This is a genomic window from Nocardiopsis synnemataformans (assembly GCF_965343085.1).
Taxonomy (GTDB): Bacteria; Actinomycetota; Actinomycetes; order Streptosporangiales; family Streptosporangiaceae; genus Nocardiopsis; species Nocardiopsis alborubida.
Genome location: NZ_CBDRFA010000005.1, coordinates 1 through 16,754, shown reverse-complemented (window position 1 = coordinate 16,754; position 16,754 = coordinate 1). Strand labels below are relative to the sequence as shown.

Genomic DNA, 16,754 nt, shown 5'->3' with positions numbered 1-16,754 from the left:
GGCGCGCAGGACGACACGGCCACCTCGGTACCCGCCCCGGGCCGTGCAGTGGCTGGGCACGGAACCCCGCCTCCCCGTCATGTACGGTGACGGCCGTACCAGAGGGCGAGCTGCGTGCGGTCACGCAGGCCCAGCTTGCGAAGGGCGTTCGTCACATGATTGCGGACGGTGCCCTCGGTGATGAACAGACGCCGCGCGATGCCCTGGTTGGCCTCGCCCTCGCTGATCAGCCCGACCACCTCGAATTCGCGTGCGGACAACGGGCTCGGGTCGGGTGTCGCCAGTGGTGCGGTTGGTGTGCGCGGCGAACTCACCTCCTTGATGAGACGGTCTGCGACCGCACCGGTGAGGACACTCTCTCCACGCGCGACTCGACGTAGTACGTCGGCTACCTCCTCAGGCTCAGCATCCTTGAGCAGGTAGCCCTTGGCCCCGGACCGCAGCCCCTCGAACAGGTACTCGTCCTCCTCGAACGCCGTGAGGACCACGGGCCTGATCGAGGGGTACGACTCCTGGAGCCGTTTCAACAGGGTGATGCCGTCCATGACCGGCATGTGGATGTCGACGAGCGCGGCGTGCGGCAGGCGCTCCTCATCACACGAGGCGAGGAGGTCCAGCGCGGCTTGGCCGTGTTCGGACACCCCTACAACCTCGATACCTTCTTCTGGGGTCAGAAGGCGGGCGAGGCCACGGCGCATCAGGGCTTGGTCGTCCACGATCAGGACCCGCACCGGTTCCTCATGCTTCACTGCGTCTCCTCCATGACGTAGGCGGGCTGGCAGGGGACACAGGCAGAGAGGCGGAATCCCCCTTCGGGGCGGTTACCCGTGTGGAGGTTTCCGCCCAAGGAGGTGAGGCGTTCCTCCAGCGAGGACAAGCCGAAGCCCGAAGCCCCGTAACCTTCGGCGACTCCTATTCCGTCATCGATGACATCGACCTCCGCAGTGCCTTCCTCGATCCTGACATCCACGGTGATCCTGTCTGCCTGGGAGTACCGCAGCGCATTGGTCAGTCCCTCCTGTACGGTGCGGTACAACGCGAGTTCGACTTCGCCGTCCATGTCGTCCGGCCACGTACCGACGAGACGGAACTCGGTATGCACGCCCGTGTCCTTGAACGCTGTGGTGAGCCCCTGTAGAGCCTCAGGCCCGTTGAGCTGCTCCAGGTCGAGGGGCTTCAGAGCGCGAACCCAGCGGCGGGTCTCGACCAACGCCTCCCCGGCCAGCCGATACGCGTCATCGATTTCCTCACGGACCACCTCTGGGACCCCGTCCGCCGAGCGTCGTGCACTGGACAGGCAGAGTTTGATGGCGGTCAGGTAATGACCGGTGCTGTCATGCATTTCTCTGGCCATGCGCCCGCGCTCCTCCTCAACCGCAAGCTCACGAACCCTCGAGGAGTAATGCCGCAGTTTGCGGTGGGCCTCGGTGAGCTCCCCGAGTAGCTCACGGGTCTGCCGTGCCCTGCGGCCGGCGGACAGCAAGGATGCGACGACGATGAGCACACCGAGGCAGTACCCCAGGAGCAGGGCACCGTTCGTTGCTGCCAAGGAGGTCGGCATCAGCGGGTGGAGCGCGCCCGTGGCGAAGTTCGCCAAACCGAACGCGAGGCAGACGGCGAGCGCGGTCAGCAGGTTGTGCGCGTACAGGGCGTGTGCGACAGAAACGACAATAATAAAGTAGTGACCAAAATCGAGCACCGGCAAGAGGAGAACGGTGGACCCCAGGAAGGCGCAGGAGAGGGTCCTGCGCACCAACGACTCCTCTGGTTTCCAGGGAAGGAAAGGCCAGAGTGTGATGGTGGGGACATAGAAAGCAAGAAAGGAAAAGAATAGCCAGTTGTCATGTATCCACTGATCTGGAACGAAGTGGCCCTGGGTGTACGCGGAAACAGAGCGCGACGCCAGTGCGATGAGAATGGACGTCCAGAACAGAACACTCAGGGATAGGGGGCAGGTATCTCCCGAGCCGTGGCCCGAGAACATCAACGTCTTGAGAGACGGAGTGGGCATAAAATGAAGATTACCATAGGTTCCTAAACTCCTTGATGGGGTCCTGTGCTCTCGCTGAGGCTTTTCTTCTCACGTAGCGCTGGTCGTATCCCTGCGTCAACCATTCCAGCGAGGTCTTGAGCCTCTTCTGGATAACGATTGGTGCCCTTGGGTGCGCTCTGGTCAAGCGGTGCGGTCCTGTTCGAGTTGGAGCAGTGGTAGGGCAGTCCGGGTGGCAGCATCAATGTGCCAAGGGGGCAAGCTCGCCCGGTGTAGCGCTCTGGGGGGTGGCCCTGAGCAGGGAATTGGCGTGCCCAGCAATACAGTGCACACTGTGGGGGAACTGGTTGTGGGCCTTCTGCTCATCGGTTAGATCGCCTTGGGCGGGCTTCTTGGTGGGGTAACACAGAGCAGGGATGAACTTTTCCATCATTCCCGGCACAAGGCACCCGACAACCTGGCCGCGTTGCGCGCTCTCGCCTTGGTGTTCTCGGGCCGGTTGGTTCAGGGCGCGGTGCCCGACGAGATCCGGTGGGTGTCGTATGAGGCGTTCAGCCGTCCTCTGGATGTGATCGGGCTGCCATGACCAGCACGAACGTCACTACACACCGAGAACGAAACAGCCCTGGGTAGAAGGTTTGTGCTGACATTCACATGGCTCTGCTCCGACTGGGCTGCGCGCTCATCTGTTGGAGGCACCTGAAGTCACTGCGATACGAGTTCTCAGAGGCAGAGGCAGAGGCAGAGGCAGAGGTCGATGTGGGTTGGGTCCTCGGTGGGATCGGGGAGACCGGGGGATCGGTGGTCATCCTGGTGTGTTCCAGCGGTCATGAGAGCATGGTGTGAGGTGAAGTTAGCGTTGGGGCGGGGCTTTCCGCGGGGTTTTGGGGGATGGTCGAGGTCGGCTATTTCTTGACTGGCTAGTAGGTCTCGCGGAGATAACGCCCCGCGTTGGCGCAGGTCATTAAGTGGTGAGCCCCACGCACGTGGGGATGGACCGCAATCTTCGCGATCAGCAGAGCCACTGAAAGGGGTGAGCCCCACGCACGTGGGGATGGACCGCAATCCTCGTGCTCACGTCCACCATCATCGCGGTGAGCCCCGCGCACGTGGGGATGGGCCGTGGCCTGAGGCTCCAGAAACACAGCTCCATAAGGCCCGGTGCATGCCAACGCCTCCAATAAAACCGGTACGGGACACACGTCCGCGGCTTCGCGCAGATGATGGTCCACCGCGAAGGGCACCGACTGGACGAATGGATCGCTGCTGCGTCCACCGAGCCCTTTCCTGCGTTGTGTTCCTTCGCCCGCAGCCTCAACCATGACCACGCGGCGGTCCGCGCCGGCCTGAGCCTGCCTCACAGCTCCGGAGCAGTGGAGGGCACCGTGAACAAGATCAGGATGCTCAAGAGGCAGATGTTCGTCCGAGCGAACTTCGACCTGCTGCGCACCCGGGTCCTTCACCCGCTCTGAGTTGTCGAGCGACAAGAGGCTGGTGCCCCGTACGAGAGACAGTGCCACTGGCAGCCTGTTCTTCATGAGACCCGCCGCGATAGCGATCGCCGACTACGACCCGCGCTGGCCCGATATGGCTTCTGCTGCCATCGCGGAACTCCAGGAGGCGAGCCCTGGACTGTTCACGGAGATCGAGCACATCGGGTCCACATCCGTCCCGGGGCTGGCGGCCAAACCCGTCATCGACCTGATGGCGGCCACTGCGTCCCTGCGGGAGGTTCGCGACCATGAGCCTGCTCTGGCCCGTCTCGGCTTCACCCCGCACGAGAACGGAATGAACGATCGGCTGCTCTACGTGCGCGCCCCAGGCGGGGTGCGCACGCACATCCTGCACATCGTCACCCAGGCGAGTTGGCCCACCCGCAATCAAAGGATCCTTCGCGACTACCTGCGCTCCCACCCGGAGGAAGCGGCACGCTATGCGGAACTGAAGCGCAAGCTCGCGGCCACCACCGTTACTCCGGGCGAGTACACCAAAGCGAAGACCACGTTCATCCAAGAAGCGACCGATCACGCGCGGAGGGAGCGCGGTCTGCCGCCTGAACCGGTCTGGGAGAAGTGACCCCATGGCCCACGTGAGTGACTGACTGTTACCGCGCCACAAGATCAGTGTCAGAACCCATGTTCGTGCTCGTCAACACTCAGAGAGAAGACTGAACTCAGGGAGAAGACCGAACCGCACGGCCGGGGCGACGGCGAGCCCGCCCTCGACGGCGTGGGTGGACAGCCCGGCCACGGCCAGGGCCGTCGAAGTACGCGCCGGTCTACTCGTGGACTCGGGTCAGAGGCTCGCTCAGGACCCGGTCGAGCGCCGCCCGTCCCGCCGGGCCCCACGTCGGTTTGCCGCCGGGCAGGCCGCGGTCCCCGTTCTGGCCCATCAGCATCAGGAAGAGGCTCTTCAGCGCGGCCAGCCCGCGGGCGCGTCGGACCGTGGCCTCATCAGCCTCCGCGTAGGCGGCGAAGAAGCGTGCGGCCGCGCCCGTCGGCAGCAGCACCCAGGCGGCCGCCAGGTCCGAGGCCGGGTCGCCGACGAACAGGTCGCCGAAGTCGACGACGCCCGCCAGCGTCCCATCCGCGACGACGACGTTCGCGGGATGCAGGTCGCCGTGCACCCACACCGGCGGGCCCTCCCACGCGGGGGCCGCGACGGCGTCGTCCCACACAGCCCGGACCTCGGCGGCGTCGGCGCCGATCGCGTCAGCGTCGAGGGAGTCGAGGAAGTGGTCGAAGCCTTCCGTGCAGTCCTTGGGGGGCAGCGCGCCGCGGCCCGTGTCGACCGGTGCGTCGGTGGGCGCTGGCACGTGCAGCGCCCGGAGGAACGCCGCCAGGGTGTGGGTCGCGTGCTCGCCGCGGGTGATCGCCCCGCGGTCCAGCGGCAGGCCCGGCACCCACGTCATGACCGTCCACATCTTGGGGAATCGCTCGGAGGGGGCACCACCGCGTACCGGGACGGGGACGGGCAGCGGCAGGCGTGGAGCGAGCAGCGGCAGCCATCGGCGCTCCTTGAGCTGGGGATCGGGGTCGGTGTCCATGCGCTGGATCCGCACGGCCAGCTCGTCCCCGAGGCGCCACATCTGGTTGCCCCAGCCGCCGTCCACCTCGTGCAGGGGCAGCTCGGCCAGGTCCGGGTGCTGGTCCCGCAGCAGGTCGCGGATGAGACCCACGGTGATCTCGATCTCGGTCATACGGAGCAACCCTACGGGGTCCGACCACGACAACGCTGTCCGACCGTTGCGACGGTCGCGGCGTTTGCGCCCCCAGCGCGAACCCGAAGGCGGGTGACCTCGTCCGATCAGGGGCGGTACCCGACGGCGAAGCCCGCACGCGGGAAGACCGAAGGCAGGGCTTTTCGTGTCCTTGAGCTCATCTCATGTGGGTTCTCGACGTCCTGGTCCGGTGTCGATGGCCTCCACAAGGTCCGCGGTCATCGTCAGGGCCTCCTGGCACGTGCGCCACGCGCCGCTGCCGCCACGCGGAGGACGGCGTGGAACGTTCGGGAGCGTGCCGCGCGGCCTTCCGCGGGACAGAGGCATCGCGCCGTGGCCTCGATACATCGCCGGTACCCGCCCACTCGTGCTCACACTGAGCGCGGGCCAGGCGGCCGACAGCCCGCAGTTCATCCCCGTGCTCGACAAGGTGCGGATGCGCGGACCGGTCGGCCGTCCCCGCACCCGGCCGGACGCGGTCGCCGGGGACAAGGCGTACTCCTCCCGCAAGAACCGCGCCTACCTGCGCAGACGCAACATCAAGGCGGTCATTGCGGAGAAGAGGGACCAGGCCGCCAACCGGAAGAAGAAGGGCCGACGGGGCGGCCGCCCCCTCACCCACGACGCCGACCTGTACAAGGAGCGCAACACCGTCGAGCGCCTGATCAACAAGCTCAAGGCGTGGCGCGGCATCGCCACCCGCTACGACAAGACCCCCGAGAGCTACCTCGCTGGCCTCCATCTGCGCGCCTCCATGATCTGGATCAAGGACCTCATCCGAACCAGTCAATGATCACGACTCAATACAGGCCCTAACAGCTCGCCTGTTTTCTTGGCCGAGCCTGTTCGTCAGGGTGTTCGGCTAAGCGTGCGTACAGGGTGGATGGCGCTGACAGGGCAGGTCAGAGCGGATCCAGGGTGTTCGTTCGGACGCCCCGACTTACAGCGTCCTGCTGCTCACTCACTGGGGTGGGGGAGGGCTGGGGGTGAGAGGTTCTCGCCGCTGGGGTGTCCAATCCGGTGGGTGCGGGTGGCTTCTTTGGAGGGTGAAGGGGACTTCATCCGAGGAAGGGGCGTACCCATGTGGACGTGGGACGAGGACAACGGCTGGTGCCGGAGCGGGGAGCGCTGGTGCTCAACGAAGGTGGGTCAGGGCCAGGGCCGGTGTCGTCGGGTGAAGGAACCCGTGGTGCCGGTGGCGAGCCAGCGGGAACGTCAGATGCTGCTGGCTGATCTTCGGGCGCTGGTGGCCTACCTGGAAGCCCACCCGCATCTGCCGGTGGGGGAGATGACCCGGGTGGAGATCACCTACTTCCCCGAGGGGTGCGACGGCCACCAGCAGGAGCAGGTCGTGCGTCTGGCCGAGGTGCTCGGGACGCGGCCGCGGTGGGAGGGGGAGCACTTCTCGTGCGGGAAGTGGTTCGGGCAGGCCGGATACCGGGTGGTGTCCATCCCCGAGCGCGCGAGGAAGGGCGAACTGACCGCGGTGGTCCCGTTGGGCGGGTCCGGGCGGAGGGCGTGAGCTGTTTCGACGGAGCGGCCCTGGTGTATGCCAGGGCCGTTCTTCGTGCCCGAAGGGCTGTCCACAGGATCCGCGGAATCGGTAGTGGAGAAGGAGAGCAGCCCGTGGCGTTGGACTCCCCGGAAGTTGTCGCTTCACGGATTTGACCCGGAAGTTCGCGAGCCTTTCCACAGGTGAATGGAGCCCTCTGAGTTATCGCCGTGTCAGCGGTAGACGAGGGGCTGAAGTCCTCCAGATCATGGAGCGCTGCGCCTGAGCCCAGGTGTGCGGTGGGCGTCAGGCCAGGGCCGAGGGCGACCGGGCCTGGCCGGGCATGCGGGGTGCTGACAGTGGCGGCGGGTGCTGCTGCCAGCGCTTCCGGCAGCGCTCTTCGAAGCTTGTGAGATGTGGGGTGTCCAAGGCGCTTGCCGTGCGTTCGTTGTGTGGGGACGGACTTTCGGCGGCCCGGAGCCGAAGCCCGATGCCGGTCCGCCGTTCCGGGCCTTTCTGTCACCTTGTGCTCACGATCCGTCGTACTGGTCTTGACAGGTCTAGACCACCCTTGTTTAGGTGACGGCACCCCCGGCGGCGCGCGGTCGGACGTCGCGCCGCACCCTAGGAGTGTGATCACGTGATCCGACGTCTCCTGAGTCAGCTGGCCGCGCTCGGCGCGCTCGCGGCTGTGCTCATCGTTCTCCCCGTGACCGCCGCGCAGGCTGCCACCTGCGCGGCGGCCTGGAGTTCCTCCGCTGTCTACACCGGTGGCGGGCAGGTCTCCTACAACGGCCGCAACTACACCGCCAAGTGGTGGACGCAGAACGAGCGTCCCGGCACCTCGGACGTCTGGGCCGATCAGGGCGCCTGTGGCAACGACGGAGGCGGTGAGGAACCCAACCCCAGCGGGTTCGTCGTCACCGAGGCCCAGTTCAACCAGATGTTCCCGAACCGGAACCCCTTCTACACTTACAGCGGCCTCACCGCAGCCCTCAGCTCCTACCCGGCCTTCGCCAACAGCGGCAGCACCGAGGTGAGGAAGCGCGAGGCGGCCGCCTTCCTCGCCAACGTCAGCCACGAGACCGGCGGACTGGTGTACATCAAGGAGATCAACGAGGCCAACTACCCGCACTACTGCGACTGGAACCAGCCCTTCGGCTGCCCGGCCGGTCAGGCCGCCTACTACGGACGCGGCCCGATCCAGCTCAGCTGGAACTACAACTACAAGGCCGCTGGTGACGCCCTCGGCATCGACCTGCTGAACAACCCCTACCTGGTCGAGCAGAACGCCTCGGTCGCCTGGCGGACCGGCCTCTGGTACTGGAACACCCAGACCGGACCCGGCACGATCACGCCTCACAACGCCATCGTCAACGGCCACGGTTTCGGTGAGACGATCCGTGCGATCAACGGTGCGATCGAGTGCAACGGGGGCAACCCGGCGCAGGTCCAGAGCCGCATCAACAAGTTCACGCAGTTCACCCAGATCCTCGGCACCACCACCGGGTCGAACCTGAGCTGCTGACCCCCGGGCGTGGTGGAGCGCCCGTGGAGTACATCCGGACGGGGGCGCGCCCGGCGACTGCGGCCGGGTGCGCCTCCGCTCCGGTCTTTCGGGAGCGGAGGGCCAGGCCGCCGTGCTGCTCGTGTTCCATGCCTGCACGTGTTCGGCCACTTCGAGCCCCGCGCACGCGGAGGTGGCCGAGCACGTGCGGCGAGCTCTGGAGGACTTCCTGAGCAGGCGCCCCGCGCTGTACGACGCCGGAGTGTTCCTGCGTGTGGGCGAATGCGAGGCGTTCCTGCTCTCGCGCCTGGACAGGGACACTCCGCTGCCCGCGATCGAGGGCATCCTCACCACCTGGTATCTGACACCCGCCGAGTTGTGGGGGAGAGGCGTGGGCGTACTGACACTGGCAGCCAAGGGTGTGCTGCTGGCGCTCGTCGTAAGGTGGATTCTGCGGCGCAGAGAAGTGAGGTGGCGCGGTGGAAATGGCACTCGGTGTGCTGTTCATGTTTCTTCTGGTCTTCGGCGGATGGATCGTCTGGGGTATCGGACAGGGATTCCAGAACGCCCATGAGCGCGCCCTCACCCGCGACCGGGAGGAGACCAAACGGCTCCAGTTGCGTCTGGATGCGCAGGAACGGGCTCAGGAACGCGCCGATCGTGTCTACTTCGACACCGTGGACCGCCACATCGGCCCTCTTTCCCTTCCCGATCCGGAGGCTGATTCCGAGAACGGGAAGAACGACGGCTCCTGATCACACCCGTCCCGAACCCATGCGGTACCGCCCTGAGCTGTTCGAGGGATTTCTGGCTGGGACCGGCCTGTCCCTGGAACGTAATCCCACAAACTAAAGTTCGGTGATGGATTACCGGCAGGGGAGTGATGCGCTCCTACCGGTATTCTGCGGCCATGGTCTTCCTGAGGCTGAGCGTGTAGTCCGTTTTGTCTGTTTCTCAAGAAGTTGGAAAAACGGCTGCTTGCCACTGGTAAGTTCGCAGGTCGTTGACTGTGCTCCCCGCGCACGCGGGGATGGTCCCCCATCATCTACGCGGAACCACACGGGGCGGCCTGTGCTCCCCGCGCACGCGGGGATGGTCCCCGGCCCCGCCCCCGCCGGACGTCCAGGTGCCGGTGCTCCCCGCGCACGCGGGGATGGTCCCTTGCGCCCAAACGCGGGCTTGCAGCGCCCGCCGTGCTCCCCGCGCACGCGGGGATGGTCCCCCGATCGGGAGCGTGTCGGGGAGGGTGACCTCGTGCTCCCCGCGCACGCGGGGATGGTCCCGCGATCTCGTGGGCCTGGACGAAGATCATTAAGTGCTCCCCGCGCACGCGGGGATGGTCCCGACCATCATCCTGGCCTCTTCCTGCCTGCTCGTGCTCCCCGCGCACGCGGGGATGGTCCTCGCCCCGGGGGGCTGTTCGAATGTTCCGTCTTGTGCTCCCCGCGCACGCGGGGATGGTCCCGATGACCCGGACCCGCCGGACGTGTGCCGAGTGTGCTCCCCGCGCACGCGGGGATGGTCCCGACCACCACCGCATGGAGGGGTTCCCTGAGCCGTGCTCCCCGCGCACGCGGGGATGGTCCCCTTTTCAGGTCGGGGAGGACGTCGACCCATACGTGCTCCCCGCGCACGCGGGGATGGTCCCGGCCGCCTGGACGTGATCCTGTCCCGTTTGGAGTGCTCCCCGCGCACGCGGGGATGGTCCCACGGTGAGCGTGAGGGCGTTGCCGGGGCCGAAGTGCTCCCCGCGCACGCGGGGATGGTCCCGTCGAGAAGGAGCGCGACCTCCAGGTCGCCGGGTGCTCCCCGCGCACGCGGGGATGGTCCCAGACCAGGCACCGCGCACGGCGTTAGCTGAGCGTCTGGGTTCCGATGACCGACAGCACCTGGAGCTTCTCGTAGCTCTCTGTACCGGGGACGGCGGTGTAGACCATCAGCGAGTGCGCCTGCCCCGGGTCGACCAGCCGCTGGCAGGTCAGCTCCAGCGCGCCGACCTCGGGGTGGACGAAGTGCTTGACCTCGTGGGGACGTACCCCGATCTCGTGGTCGCTCCACACCCGCCGGAACTCCTCGCTGCGGGCCAGCAGCAGCTCGGCCAGGTGGGCGGCGGGGGACTCCGGGCCGCGGAGGGTGACGAGCTCACGCAGCCCCGCGGCGTACATCCGGGTCAGGAACGGGTGCTCCTCCGGCGCGTAGATCCGCCGGGAGTCGGGGTCGGCGAACCACCGGTACCCCGCGCTACGGGCGGGCCCCGTGTACCGCGTCGTGTCCCCGGTCAGCGCGGCGCCCATCGGGGACTGCCGCAGGGTCTCGCCGAGCTCGGTGACGATCTCGGCGGGTGTGTCGTCCAGGCGGTCGAGCACACGCAGGAGTCCGGGGCTGACGTGATCGTTGGACGTGCCCCTGGGAGGCGGGTTGTGTCCGGCCAGCCGGAACAGGTGGTCGCGCTCGTCGAGTGACAGGTGCAGCCCCTGGGCGATCGAGGCGAGCATCCGGTGCGACGGCTGGGGGCCGCGTCCCCGCTCCAGACGGGAGTAGTAGTCGGTCGACATGTGGCACAGCGACGCGACCTCCTCGCGCCGTAGCCCGCTGGTCCTGCGGCGCTGCCCGCGCGGCAGGCCGACGTCCTCCGGTTGCAGGGCCTGACGCCGGTTGCGCAGGAACTCCGCCAGCCCGGTGCGATCTGTCACGACATCCCTCTCCTCGGGTGCTGCCTGGTCGGTAGGGCCTGTCTACCGCCCCCGGACGGCGGCAGCCACGACCCGCCGATCCCCTCATGCGCGGCGCAGAGGCGGCCCGGTGAGCCTGTGATCGGCAGGTCCTGGATAGGTCCGCGCCGTCCACCCAGGATCGGTACCAGGGCCCGAGCGGGACCCGGGAAGGCGAGCGGACGTGTGCTCGTCCACCGTCCCGACGTGCCCTCGCCCAACGCTTCGGAGCGGTCGCGGGCGAACGCGACCGGCGCCTTCGCCGGTGGCGCGGCCATCCGCGCCGGGACCACCCGCGCGGACCGGGGATGCCGTCCCAGCCCGGCGACGGGGACCCGGTGGCGAACCCCCAACCACGACATGAGGGAGAACGACCATGCCACGTCGAACCATCGACATCACCGTGCCCGACCTGACCGGGAAGCGCGCCGTCGTCACCGGCGCCAGCGACGGGATGGGCCTGGCGATGGCCAGGCGGCTGGCCGCCGCGGGCGCCGAGGTGATCATGCCCGTCCGCAACCCGCGCAAGGGCGAGGACGCGATCGCCAGGATCCGGCAGACGGTGCCCCGCGCGAACGTCTCGCTGCGCGGCCTCGACCTGTCCTCCCTCGCCTCGGTCGCCGCCCTCGGCGACACCCTGCGCGGGGAGGGCCTGCCGATCCACATCCTCATCAACAACGCGGGCGTGATGAGACCCCCGAACCAGCAGACCACCACCGACGGTCACGAGCTCCAGTTCGGCACCAACCACCTCGGCCACTTCGCCCTGGTGGGCCACATCCTCCCGCTGCTGCGCGCCGGCCGGGCACGGGTGACCTCGCAGATCAGCGTCTCCGCGCGCCGCGGCTCCATCAACTGGGAGGACCTGAACTGGGAGCGCTCCTACAACGAGATGCGCGCCTACAGCCAGTCCAAGATCGCGTTGGGGCTGTTCGGCCTCGAACTGGACCGCCGCAGCACGGCCCACGGGTGGGGCATCACCAGCAACCTGTCCCACCCCGGGGTGGCCCCGACCAGCCTCCTGGCCGCCCGCCCCGAGATCGGCCGCGGCGAGGACACCCCCCACATCCGCCGGATCCGGGCCCTGTCGGCCCGCGGGATCCTGCTGGGCACCCTTGAGACGTCGAAGCTGCCCGCGCTCATGGCCGCGACCGATCCGGCCGCCAAGCCGGGCGCGCTCTACAGCCCCAGCGGCCTCGGGAGGCTGGGCGGCCCGCCGTCCGAGCAGCGGCTGTACCCGCCGCTGCGCAGCGCGCGGGAGGCCGCGCGCGTCTGGCAGGTCTCCGAGGAACTGACCAGGGTCTCCTTCCCCGCCGCCGTCTGACCACCGCCGTCCGCACGACCACCCCACAACCTACGGAGACCGCATGAGTACCGCCGCCCCCCGCACGCCGAGACCCAGGAGCCCCTGGTGGGTGCTCGTCGGCAGCGGCACCGCCAACGCCGTCGGCCCCCAGATGTACCTGGCCACCATCGGTCTGTTCGTGCTGCCGATCGTCGAGGACACCGGCTTCAGCCGCACGACCGTCACCGGGGCGTTCTCGGTCGCGGCGGTCGGTATGGCGATCGGCCTGGTCGTCGTCGCGCAGCTCGTGGACCGCTTCGCCGCGCGTTACATCCTCGTGCCGGGGTTCGTGCTGTTCGCGGCCTCGATGGCGCTGATCGGGCTGGTGCCGCCGATCGAGTGGGTCTACCTCGTCCCGTGCTTCTTCGTGGGCTTCTTCGGGGCCGGGACGGCCGTGCCCGCCACCAGGGCGGTGGTGAGCTGGTTCGACAACAACCGCGCCCTCGCCGTCGGAGTGGTGACGGGCATCATCGGACTGGGCACGGCCCTGGCCCCGCTGATGGCCGGAGCGCTCATCGAAAGCGTCGGATGGCGGCTGTCCTACGGCCTCATGGCGCTGATCTCGGTTCTGGTGTCGGTCACGATGGTCACCCTGTTCGTGCGCGCCCGCGCCGAACGGCACGTCCGCGGACGACTCGTCCAGGAGACCCGGGTGGAGGGCCGTGACGTCAGCCTCGAACTCCCCGGCCTGACGGTCGGCGAGGCGGTCCGCACCCGGCAGTTCTGGGGCATCGCGCTCGGGCTGGGCCTGGTCGGGGTCGTCGTCTACGGCCTCCAGGTCCACCTCGTGCCGATGATGACCGACCGCGGGCTGACCAGCGACCAGGCCGCCACCCTGCTGGTCGTCTTCGGCCTCGCCTCGCTCGTGGGCCGGGTGACCGGCGGCCTCATCCTCGACCGCGTGCACGCGTGCGTCATCGGCCCGATCGTGATGATCGCCCCCATCGTGGGCATGTTCTTCCTGGAGCCGCCGTTCGGCGGTGCCGCCGTCGCGGTCGCCTTCATCGGCGTCGCCTTCGGCATCGAGGGCGACCTGCTCGCCCTGCTCATCACCCGCTACCTGGGCACGCGCTACTTCGGCCGGATTCTGGGCCTGGTCCAGGCCGCGTTCCTCCTGGGCAGCGCGCTGGGGCCGCTGCTCCTCGGGCTGGGGTACGACCTGCTGGGCTCCTACGACCCCGTCATCCCCGTCCTGATGGGCGTCCTCGTCGTCGGCGCGGTCCTCATCGCGACCCTGGGCCGCTACGTCTACCCGGCCGTCAACGGCTTCGACCGCCTCGCCGCGCGCGACGAGCTCGCCGCCTCCGAGGTGCTGAGCGACATCGCCGAGAGCGGAGACGCCCACGGCTCCCCGGGCAGGCCGCGGGCCGAGGCCCACGGTTGACCGGCCCGGTCCGGTACACCATCGGGCCGCCACAGGCCCAGGGGCCGCGGTCCCACCCTGTCCGCCCGTCCGCCCGGGTCAGAACCCGTGGGCACACCCCTGACCCGGGCGGACGGCCACCACCAGACCTCCAAGGAGAGATCATGACCGAGCAGAGCCCGTGGCCGACGCAGCGGGCGGGGCGGTCGACCGTCCTGGCCCAGTTCGGCCACACCCGAGCCGACCTGATGCAGTGGGCGCTGACCACCGGCGACGTGCTCGCCGACGCGGTCGTCGCCGAGATGCACCAGATCGGGATGGGGCAGGCCAGGCCCGTGGTGAACAAGGGCATCCGGGAGGGTCTGGCCTCCCTCACCGATCCGCCTCCGGCGCTGGAGGCGCTGCTGCGGCAGACCGAGAGCGTGCCCGACTACGTGGACGACTCCCTGCTCGACCGGGGCCCCATGCCGTTCTACACCTCGCCACCGCCGGTGCACATCATCGCGCTCAACGCGGGCTCCCTGATCCGGGTCTACGAGTCGCCGTCGATCTCCAAGGTGCTGACGACGACGGGTCGGCTGGTCGAATCCGCGCAGCGGCGCATCCAGGAGACCGGGGCGTGGCTCACCCGGGTCATGCTGCCCGGGTGCCTCCGCGTCGGGCAGCCGGGCTACGTGGCGACCCTGGAGGTGCGGATGCTGCACGCGCACATGCGCAGGCTCGCGCTGGACCGCGGCTACGACAGCTCGGCGGACGGCTGTCCGATCAACCAGGTCGACCTGGGGCGGACCTGGATGGACTTCACCCTGACCGCCTACACCGCCGAAGGGCTCCTCGGGTTCGGACTGAGCAGCCGCGAGCTGGCCGAGCTGTACCGTTACTGGGGGTACGTCGCCCACCTGCTGGGGATCGACGCGCGCCTGGTCGAGGGGATCACGGGCAACGAGGCCGCCGCACGCCTGGACGCCGTGTTCCAGACCGTGACCGGACCGGTCACGGAGGACTCCGCCGTGCTGGCGGACGCGACGCTGGCGTCGGCGACCTCCGCGCTGCACGGGCTGCTCAAGGTCCCGCCCGGACTGGCCCGATCGGCGCTGAACGCGATCGCCCGCCGGATCCACGGGGACGGCATGTGCCAGGACCTGCGGATCCCCCCGGCCCCCGTCGCCGACGCGTGGCTGGGCCCGGTGCTGTCCGGGCTCGCGCTGGCGCGCGAACGCCGCCGCCAGGACCCGAAGCGATGGCAGGCCGCGATCGACCAGAACCTGGCGGCCGCCCGCGATCTGGTGGCCCGGCCCGGCCAGCCGACCGCCTACCAGCGCGGTGCCACCGGATCCGAGGACTGAGGGGTCGGGGCCGCACAACGGCACGGTCGGAACCGGAACGCTGGCCCTGCCGGAACCGGAACGCGGGTCCTGCCGAGCAGCCGACCCATCAGAGCAGCCAAGCAGCAGAAGGAACCCGATGCAGACCGACGGCTACACGAACATGTTCTACGTGAACGGGCGCTGGATCCGCTCGCACAGTACGCGGCAGGTCGTGGTCACCAACCCGGCCACCGAGGAGAGCCTGGGTCAGGTGACGCTGGGGGACGTCACCGACGTCGAGGCGGTGGTCGACGCCGCCCGCAGGGCCGCGCCTGACTGGGCCCGGACGCCCGTGTCCGAGCGTGCGGCGCTGCTGCGCGCCATCGCGACCGAACTGACCCTGCGCCATGAGGAGATCGCGCAGCTGGAGACGGCGGAGGTCGGTTCCCCGATCACCCTGTCCCGCCGAGCGCACGCGCAGAGCCCGGTCCACCTCTTCGCCTCGGCCGCCGACCTGATCGAGCAGGCCGAGCCGGACGGGACGATCCCCGGCGCGACGGTGCTGCGCGAACCGTACGGGGTGGTCGGCGCGATCACCCCGTGGAACTACCCGCTGCACCAGAGCGCGGCCAAGACAGCCCCGGCACTGGCGGCCGGGAACACCGTCGTGTACAAGCCCAGCGAGGTCACCCCTCTGGGTGCCTACGCCCTGGCCGAGGCGATCGATTCGGTGGGCCTGCCGCCCGGTGTGTTCAACATGGTCATGGGTGACGGGACGACCGTCGGAGCGCGCGTCGCCGGTCACCCGGACATCGACCTCGTGTCGTTCGCCGGTTCCACCCGGGCCGGTGTCCAGGTCGCGACCGCGGCGGCGGCCATCGTCAAGAAGGTGTCCCTGGAACTGGGCGGCAAGAGCCCCGCCGTCATCCTGCCGGGCGCGCCGCTGCGACCGGCCGTGCGGCGGGCACTGCGCTCGGGCTTCCTGAACTCCGGCCAGACGTGCATGGCCCTGACCCGGATCCTCGTCGACCGGACACGCCTGGCCGAGACCGAGGAGATCGTCCGCGACACGGTCGCCGGCTACGTCGTGGGCGACCCGACCGATCCGGACACCGAGTACGGTCCGCTCGTCTCGAAGGCGCAGCGGGACCGCGTGCGCGACTACGTCCGCCGGGGACAGCGGGAGGGCCTGCGCCTGATCACTGGTGGCCCCGACCGCCCGGCCGCGCTGGGCCGCGGCTACTACCTGCCGCTGACGGTCTTCTCCGACGTCCCGCCCGCCTCGGCCCTGGTGACCGACGAGATCTTCGGTCCCGTGCTGGTGATCCAGGTCTACGACTCGGTCCACGAGGCCGTCGACCTGGCCAACCGCACACCCTACGGTCTGTGCGCCGGAGTGTGGGGCGCCGACCGCGCCGACCGCGCCGACCGCGCCGAGGCCGTCGAGGTGGCGGGGCGGCTCCAGGCCGGTCAGGTCTTCGTCAACGGCGCCGGGTTCGACCCCGCCGTCCCGTTCGGCGGCTACAAGCGGTCGGGGATCGGCCGCGAGTACGGACGCTACGGGCTGGAGGAGTTCCAGCAGACCAAGGGGCTGGTGTTCGGCGCCGACGCCGCCGGTTCCGGGTGACGCCGCTGGCGGAAGCGGTGCGGTCAGGAGGCCGCCGTCGGGACACGACCGGAAGGGCGGTTCATCCCGCCTTGCCTCCTTGAGGTCACGTGGTCCCGGAACTGAGGAATCCGACTCCGGAGAACGCAGAACCCACCACGCGCCAGGAGAACAGCGGGCCAGGGGGGGGGGGGGGGGGGGGGGGGGGGGGGG

General features: G+C 68.9%; 13 protein-coding genes, 1 pseudogene and 1 CRISPR repeat array. Of the genes and pseudogenes, 10 read left to right on the top strand and 4 right to left on the bottom strand.

What is annotated here, in order from left to right; genetic code table 11:
* Positions 1–77: 77 nt before the first annotated feature.
* Positions 78–749: a response regulator gene (locus ACSIH6_RS03670; RefSeq protein ID WP_435106573.1), complete on the bottom strand. Its 672-nt coding sequence runs from the start codon at positions 747–749 to the stop codon at positions 78–80.
* Entirely contained in the window at positions 746–2,011 is a 1,266-nt protein-coding gene (locus tag ACSIH6_RS03665) for a sensor histidine kinase (RefSeq protein ID WP_435106571.1), read from the bottom strand. The genes ACSIH6_RS03670 and ACSIH6_RS03665 overlap by 4 nt, the downstream gene beginning before the upstream one ends.
* Positions 2,012–3,210: 1,199 nt before the next feature.
* On the opposite strand from ACSIH6_RS03665, the gene ACSIH6_RS03660 reads away from it, so the two are divergent.
* Both ACSIH6_RS03660 and ACSIH6_RS03655 read left to right on the top strand, forming a co-directional pair.
* Positions 3,211–3,462, top strand: coding sequence for a transposase (locus tag ACSIH6_RS03660; protein ID WP_435106569.1), 252 nt, complete (start codon positions 3,211–3,213; stop codon positions 3,460–3,462).
* Positions 3,463–3,526: 64 nt separating this feature from the next.
* Positions 3,527–4,066: a GrpB family protein gene (locus tag ACSIH6_RS03655; RefSeq protein WP_435106566.1), complete on the top strand. Its 540-nt coding sequence runs from the start codon at positions 3,527–3,529 to the stop codon at positions 4,064–4,066.
* Between the two features lie 202 nt (positions 4,067–4,268).
* Here ACSIH6_RS03655 and ACSIH6_RS03650 read toward each other — a convergent pair whose 3' ends face one another.
* Positions 4,269–5,189, bottom strand: coding sequence for a phosphotransferase (locus ACSIH6_RS03650; protein WP_435106563.1), 921 nt, complete (start codon positions 5,187–5,189; stop codon positions 4,269–4,271).
* A 286-nt stretch (positions 5,190–5,475) separates the two neighbouring features.
* On the opposite strand from ACSIH6_RS03650, the pseudogene ACSIH6_RS03645 reads away from it, so the two are divergent.
* The 4 genes and pseudogenes from ACSIH6_RS03645 to ACSIH6_RS03630 all read left to right on the top strand — a co-directional run.
* A pseudogene (locus tag ACSIH6_RS03645) lies at positions 5,476–6,003 on the top strand (IS5 family transposase); the annotation flags it as partial.
* Positions 6,004–6,399: 396 nt separating this feature from the next.
* Positions 6,400–6,732, top strand: coding sequence for a hypothetical protein (locus tag ACSIH6_RS03640; protein ID WP_435106561.1), 333 nt, complete (start codon positions 6,400–6,402; stop codon positions 6,730–6,732).
* A 610-nt stretch (positions 6,733–7,342) separates the two neighbouring features.
* Positions 7,343–8,230 carry a glycoside hydrolase family 19 protein gene (locus ACSIH6_RS03635; protein ID WP_435106559.1) on the top strand — a complete coding sequence of 296 codons (888 nt, stop codon included), beginning with the start codon at positions 7,343–7,345 and terminating at the stop codon, positions 8,228–8,230.
* A gap of 464 nt (positions 8,231–8,694) precedes the next feature.
* Positions 8,695–8,964: a hypothetical protein gene (locus ACSIH6_RS03630; protein WP_435106557.1), complete on the top strand. Its 270-nt coding sequence runs from the start codon at positions 8,695–8,697 to the stop codon at positions 8,962–8,964.
* Between the two features lie 254 nt (positions 8,965–9,218).
* Positions 9,219–10,040: direct repeats of the CRISPR family, unit length 29 nt; unit sequence GTGCTCCCCGCGCACGCGGGGATGGTCCC.
* A 22-nt stretch (positions 10,041–10,062) separates the two neighbouring features.
* On the opposite strand, the gene ACSIH6_RS03625 is transcribed toward ACSIH6_RS03630, so the two are convergent.
* Complete coding sequence (locus tag ACSIH6_RS03625; protein ID WP_435106555.1) at positions 10,063–10,902, bottom strand: helix-turn-helix transcriptional regulator; 840 nt, start codon at positions 10,900–10,902, stop codon at positions 10,063–10,065.
* A 394-nt stretch (positions 10,903–11,296) separates the two neighbouring features.
* Here ACSIH6_RS03625 and ACSIH6_RS03620 point away from each other — a divergent pair, with 394 nt between their 5' ends.
* The 4 genes from ACSIH6_RS03620 to ACSIH6_RS03605 all read left to right on the top strand — a co-directional run bounded on the left by ACSIH6_RS03620 (position 11,297) and on the right by ACSIH6_RS03605 (position 16,562).
* Entirely contained in the window at positions 11,297–12,244 is a 948-nt protein-coding gene (locus ACSIH6_RS03620; RefSeq protein ID WP_435106553.1) for an SDR family oxidoreductase, read from the top strand.
* A gap of 43 nt (positions 12,245–12,287) precedes the next feature.
* Positions 12,288–13,649 (top strand): MFS transporter, encoded by a 1,362-nt coding sequence (locus ACSIH6_RS03615; protein WP_435106551.1) that lies wholly within the window; start codon positions 12,288–12,290, stop codon positions 13,647–13,649.
* Between the two features lie 143 nt (positions 13,650–13,792).
* Complete coding sequence (locus ACSIH6_RS03610; RefSeq protein ID WP_435106549.1) at positions 13,793–14,974, top strand: oxygenase MpaB family protein; 1,182 nt, start codon at positions 13,793–13,795, stop codon at positions 14,972–14,974.
* A gap of 118 nt (positions 14,975–15,092) precedes the next feature.
* Positions 15,093–16,562, top strand: coding sequence for an aldehyde dehydrogenase family protein (locus ACSIH6_RS03605; protein WP_435106546.1), 1,470 nt, complete (start codon positions 15,093–15,095; stop codon positions 16,560–16,562).
* The last annotated feature ends 192 nt before the right edge of the window (positions 16,563–16,754 follow it).

Excerpts from the sequence above, each read along its gene's own strand:
- ACSIH6_RS03655 (WP_435106566.1), top strand. The coding sequence starts at position 3,527 with ATGAGACCCGCCGCGATAGCGATCGCCGACTACGACCCGCGCTGGCCC.
- ACSIH6_RS03620 (WP_435106553.1), top strand. The coding sequence starts at position 11,297 with ATGCCACGTCGAACCATCGACATCACCGTGCCCGACCTGACCGGGAAG.
- ACSIH6_RS03665 (WP_435106571.1), bottom strand. The coding sequence starts at position 2,011 with ATGCCCACTCCGTCTCTCAAGACGTTGATGTTCTCGGGCCACGGCTCG.
- ACSIH6_RS03615 (WP_435106551.1), top strand. The coding sequence starts at position 12,288 with ATGAGTACCGCCGCCCCCCGCACGCCGAGACCCAGGAGCCCCTGGTGG.
- ACSIH6_RS03660 (WP_435106569.1), top strand. The coding sequence starts at position 3,211 with ATGATGGTCCACCGCGAAGGGCACCGACTGGACGAATGGATCGCTGCT.
- ACSIH6_RS03610 (WP_435106549.1), top strand. The coding sequence starts at position 13,793 with ATGACCGAGCAGAGCCCGTGGCCGACGCAGCGGGCGGGGCGGTCGACC.
- ACSIH6_RS03605 (WP_435106546.1), top strand. The coding sequence starts at position 15,093 with ATGCAGACCGACGGCTACACGAACATGTTCTACGTGAACGGGCGCTGG.
- ACSIH6_RS03630 (WP_435106557.1), top strand. The coding sequence starts at position 8,695 with ATGGCACTCGGTGTGCTGTTCATGTTTCTTCTGGTCTTCGGCGGATGG.
- ACSIH6_RS03650 (WP_435106563.1), bottom strand. The coding sequence starts at position 5,189 with ATGACCGAGATCGAGATCACCGTGGGTCTCATCCGCGACCTGCTGCGG.